Below are 3,532 nucleotides of genomic sequence, written 5' to 3' on the forward strand. Positions count from 1 at the left end.
TATGAAGGTGGCGCTCTTACTTTAGGCGTAGGTGCGTTGTAGTAACGTTCAAAGCGTAATTATTAGCCTAGCTAATTATTACCAAAAAGCCCGAACTTAGTCTCGGGCTTTTTAATGACTAAAATAAAGAGTGATTTGAAGGTGAGGATCTCACATTAGACGAAGATGCTTGGTAACAACATTCAAAATATCATTATTGGTATTAATAAAAAACCCGAGCCTAGCCCGGGTTTTGATAAGTTATGAATATGCCATAATTGGCTGAAAACTATTCAATATTTTGAATTTGTTCTCTCATTTGTTCAATCAATACTTTTAACTCTACAGCGGCAGTAGTGATGTCACTATTGATAGACTTAGATGCTAGCGTGTTAGCTTCACGATTAAATTCTTGCATCATAAAATCTAGGCGGCGGCCGCATGCGCCACCTTTTTTAAGGATTTTTTTAGTTTCTTTAACGTGAGACTTTAAACGATCTAATTCTTCAGCTACATCTTGTTTTTGAGCAAGATAAATAAGTTCTTGTTCAAGGCGTGACTCGTCAATGTTTGCTGTTAAGTCTTCTAGCTTTTGAGCCAGTTTTTCACGCTGCCACTTAGCAATCTCAGGCATGTGCGTTTCTACAATTTCTACTTGCTCTAAAATCGCATCAAGGCGGATTGCTATCATTTCTTCAAGGTTTGCACCTTCATCGCCACGAGCTGATTTAAAATCTTCGATTACTTGATCAAGACCAGCAATTAGTGCTGTATTAACGCTATCCATATCAAGTTCTTCAGCTTCCATAACACCAGGCCAACGTAATATATCAACAGGATTAATGTCGCCATTACTTTGCTGTTGAACCCATTTCGCGCTATTTATAAGTTGCTCAGCAAGGGCTTGGTTAATTGATAGCTCACCAACATGGGCAGGATTTGCTACAAACTTTAAAAAAACCTCAACTTTACCGCGTTGTAAGTGTTTGCGTAAACGCTCACGAATAACTGGCTCCATGCCACGAAATTGCTCTGGTGCGCGAATAAATGTTTCAAGGTATCGCTGGTTCACTGAACGAACTTCCCAAGTGCCAGTTCCCCAATCGCCTTTTATTTCGCGACGCGCATAAGCTGTCATACTGTGGATCATGGATATTTTCCTAAATTTATAAATACAATATTACGATGATTATACCGTAACACCGCTTAAGCTCTAGGGAAAATTTAATACACTGAATATTTTGCATACAGCTATTTATTTAAATCAGCATGGTATCTATACCCACATACACTTATAATGTCGCAAATTCTGAATTAAGGGGATCGTCAATGCGTCCAAGCGAAAGAACACCTAACCAAATTAGACCTGTTACATTTACACGTAATTATACTTTGCATGCTGAAGGCTCAGTACTTGTTGAGTTTGGTAACACCAAAGTACTTTGTACAGCTACTGTCGAATCGGGCGTTCCTCGTTTCATGAAAGGTCAGGGTAAAGGTTGGATCAATGCTGAATACGGTATGTTACCGCGAGCAACGCATACGCGTAATGCTCGAGAAGCTGCACGTGGTAAGCAGGGCGGTCGTACTATGGAAATTCAACGTTTAATTGCACGTGCACTGCGTGCTGCTGTTGATTTAAAAGCACTTGGCGAAAACACAATCACCATTGACTGTGATGTAATCCAAGCAGATGGCGGTACACGTACTGCTTCTATAAGTGGTGCATGTGTTGCACTTGTTGATGCGCTAACGCACATGCGTGCAAAGGGTATGATTAATTCAAACCCACTTAAGCATATGATTGCAGCTATTTCAGTAGGTATATACAAAGGCCAAGCAATTAGCGATTTAGAATATATTGAAGATTCAGCAGCAGAAACTGATATGAATGTAATTTTAACCGAAACAGGTAAAATTATAGAAATTCAAGGCACAGCCGAAGGCGAACCTTTCTCGTTTTATGAGCTAGATGAGTTACTTACTTTAGCTAAACATTCTATTCGTGAGATCATTGACGTACAAAAGCAAGCATTAGCATAAATAGGTAGGCCACTAGATATGAAAGATTATCAAAAAGAGTTTATAGAATTTGCTCTAGAGAAGCAGGTATTAAAATTTGGTGAGTTTACTTTAAAGTCAGGGCGCATAAGTCCTTACTTTTTTAATGCTGGTTTGTTTAATACAGGTCGTGACTTAGCACGTTTAGGTCGTTTTTATGCATCAGCATTAGAAGATTCAGCGATAGAGTACGATGTACTATTTGGTCCCGCGTATAAGGGTATCCCAATAGCAACAACGACGGCAGTTGCATTAGCAGATCACCATGATAAAGATGTACCGTACTGTTTTAACCGTAAAGAGAAAAAAGCACACGGTGAAGGTGGTACATTAGTAGGCTCAGAACTCAATGGCAAAATAATGCTAGTTGATGATGTAATTACCGCAGGTACCGCTATTCGTGAGTCCATGGAAATTATTGCACAAAATGGTGCAGACCTTAGTGGTGTTTTAATTGCATTAGATCGCCAAGAAAAAGGTAAAGCCGAGTTATCAGCTATTCAAGAAGTTGAACGCGACTTTAATACCAAAGTAATTTCTATTGTAAAATTAGCAGACCTTATTAGTTACCTTGAAAACCAAGGAACGATGGGCGAGCATTTAGCCTCAGTTAAAGCTTACCGTGATCAATACGGCGTAGCATAAATAAAAAGCCTCGCAGTGCGGGGCTTTATTTTGACCTTCATTCATAGAGTTTATTAATGAAAGATGTATTAAAACCAAATGGCTTAGGCCTCAAACGCGTTTTCAAAGCAACCTATTGCTCCTATCTTGGCTTTAAAGCAGCATTTAAAGAAGAAGCTGCATTTAGACAAGAGCTATTACTAAGCCTTATATTATTCCCCACTTCATTTTGGCTTGCTTCATCATTATTACACTGGGCAATACTAATTAGCTCACTGCTTATTATTCTAATTGTTGAATTGCTAAACTCTGCCATTGAAGCATTAACAGATCGAGTAAGTACAGAATTGCATGTATTGTCAGGTAGAGCCAAAGATATGGGATCTGCAGCCGTAACACTTTCATTAACGATCGTATTGATCATATGGGGTGTAAGTCTTTATATGAAGATCGTTTAAGCTCACTTTTAATATTAGTGAAGTTTAAACACCTTTAGTTGTTAATAATTTGCTAGTTATGTTGTGTTTTTAACGTGTTTAGCTCAAATACTCAGCGAACAGCACATTATTTCAAGTTTTCTTCAAAAAAGGGTTGATCTGTTTTCGGATCTCCCTATAATGCGACCCACTGAGACGGGAAACGCCAACGCATAGCGAGGCACGAACAACTCAGGGTGTTAAGTAAAACTTAGATAGAATATTTTTAGAAAGTTTAAATTTAAGTGTTGACAAAAAAATAGGAAAGCGTAATATGCGCAGCCCTAGCGAGATAAAGTTTAACTTTATAATCGCAACGTTCTTTAACAATATAAAGCAATCATCTGTGTGGGCACTCGTACAGATTGAGTTCTAACAGCCAACCTACTTAG

Annotated in this window: 4 protein-coding genes; 3 read left to right on the plus strand and 1 reads right to left on the minus strand. The window is 38.5% G+C overall.

The window, feature by feature from the left end:
* Positions 1-268 precede the first annotated feature (268 nt).
* Positions 269-1,129 carry a YicC/YloC family endoribonuclease gene (locus I6F54_RS20040; RefSeq protein ID WP_002958889.1) on the minus strand — a complete coding sequence of 287 codons (861 nt, stop codon included), beginning with the start codon at positions 1,127-1,129 and terminating at the stop codon, positions 269-271.
* A 179-nt stretch (positions 1,130-1,308) separates the two neighbouring features.
* On the opposite strand from I6F54_RS20040, the gene rph reads away from it, so the two are divergent.
* From rph to I6F54_RS20055, 3 genes are read left to right on the plus strand one after another with little or no spacing between them, the layout of a single operon-like run.
* Complete coding sequence (gene rph, locus I6F54_RS20045) at positions 1,309-2,022, plus strand: ribonuclease PH (RefSeq protein WP_197142794.1); 714 nt, start codon at positions 1,309-1,311, stop codon at positions 2,020-2,022.
* A gap of 18 nt (positions 2,023-2,040) precedes the next feature.
* Positions 2,041-2,685, plus strand: a complete 645-nt coding sequence (pyrE, locus tag I6F54_RS20050; RefSeq protein WP_007583381.1) for an orotate phosphoribosyltransferase — start codon at positions 2,041-2,043, stop codon at positions 2,683-2,685.
* 56 nt (positions 2,686-2,741) lie between these two features.
* Positions 2,742-3,122: a diacylglycerol kinase gene (locus I6F54_RS20055; RefSeq protein WP_007583384.1), complete on the plus strand. Its 381-nt coding sequence runs from the start codon at positions 2,742-2,744 to the stop codon at positions 3,120-3,122.
* The last annotated feature ends 410 nt before the right edge of the window (positions 3,123-3,532 follow it).

The sequence above is a fragment of the Pseudoalteromonas sp. SWXJZ10B genome, assembly GCF_015864475.1.
Taxonomy (GTDB): domain Bacteria; phylum Pseudomonadota; class Gammaproteobacteria; order Enterobacterales; family Alteromonadaceae; genus Pseudoalteromonas; species Pseudoalteromonas arctica.

Excerpts from the sequence above, each read along its gene's own strand:
- I6F54_RS20040 (WP_002958889.1), bottom strand. The coding sequence starts at position 1,129 with ATGATCCACAGTATGACAGCTTATGCGCGTCGCGAAATAAAAGGCGAT.
- rph (WP_197142794.1), top strand. The coding sequence starts at position 1,309 with ATGCGTCCAAGCGAAAGAACACCTAACCAAATTAGACCTGTTACATTT.
- pyrE (WP_007583381.1), top strand. The coding sequence starts at position 2,041 with ATGAAAGATTATCAAAAAGAGTTTATAGAATTTGCTCTAGAGAAGCAG.
- I6F54_RS20055 (WP_007583384.1), top strand. The coding sequence starts at position 2,742 with ATGAAAGATGTATTAAAACCAAATGGCTTAGGCCTCAAACGCGTTTTC.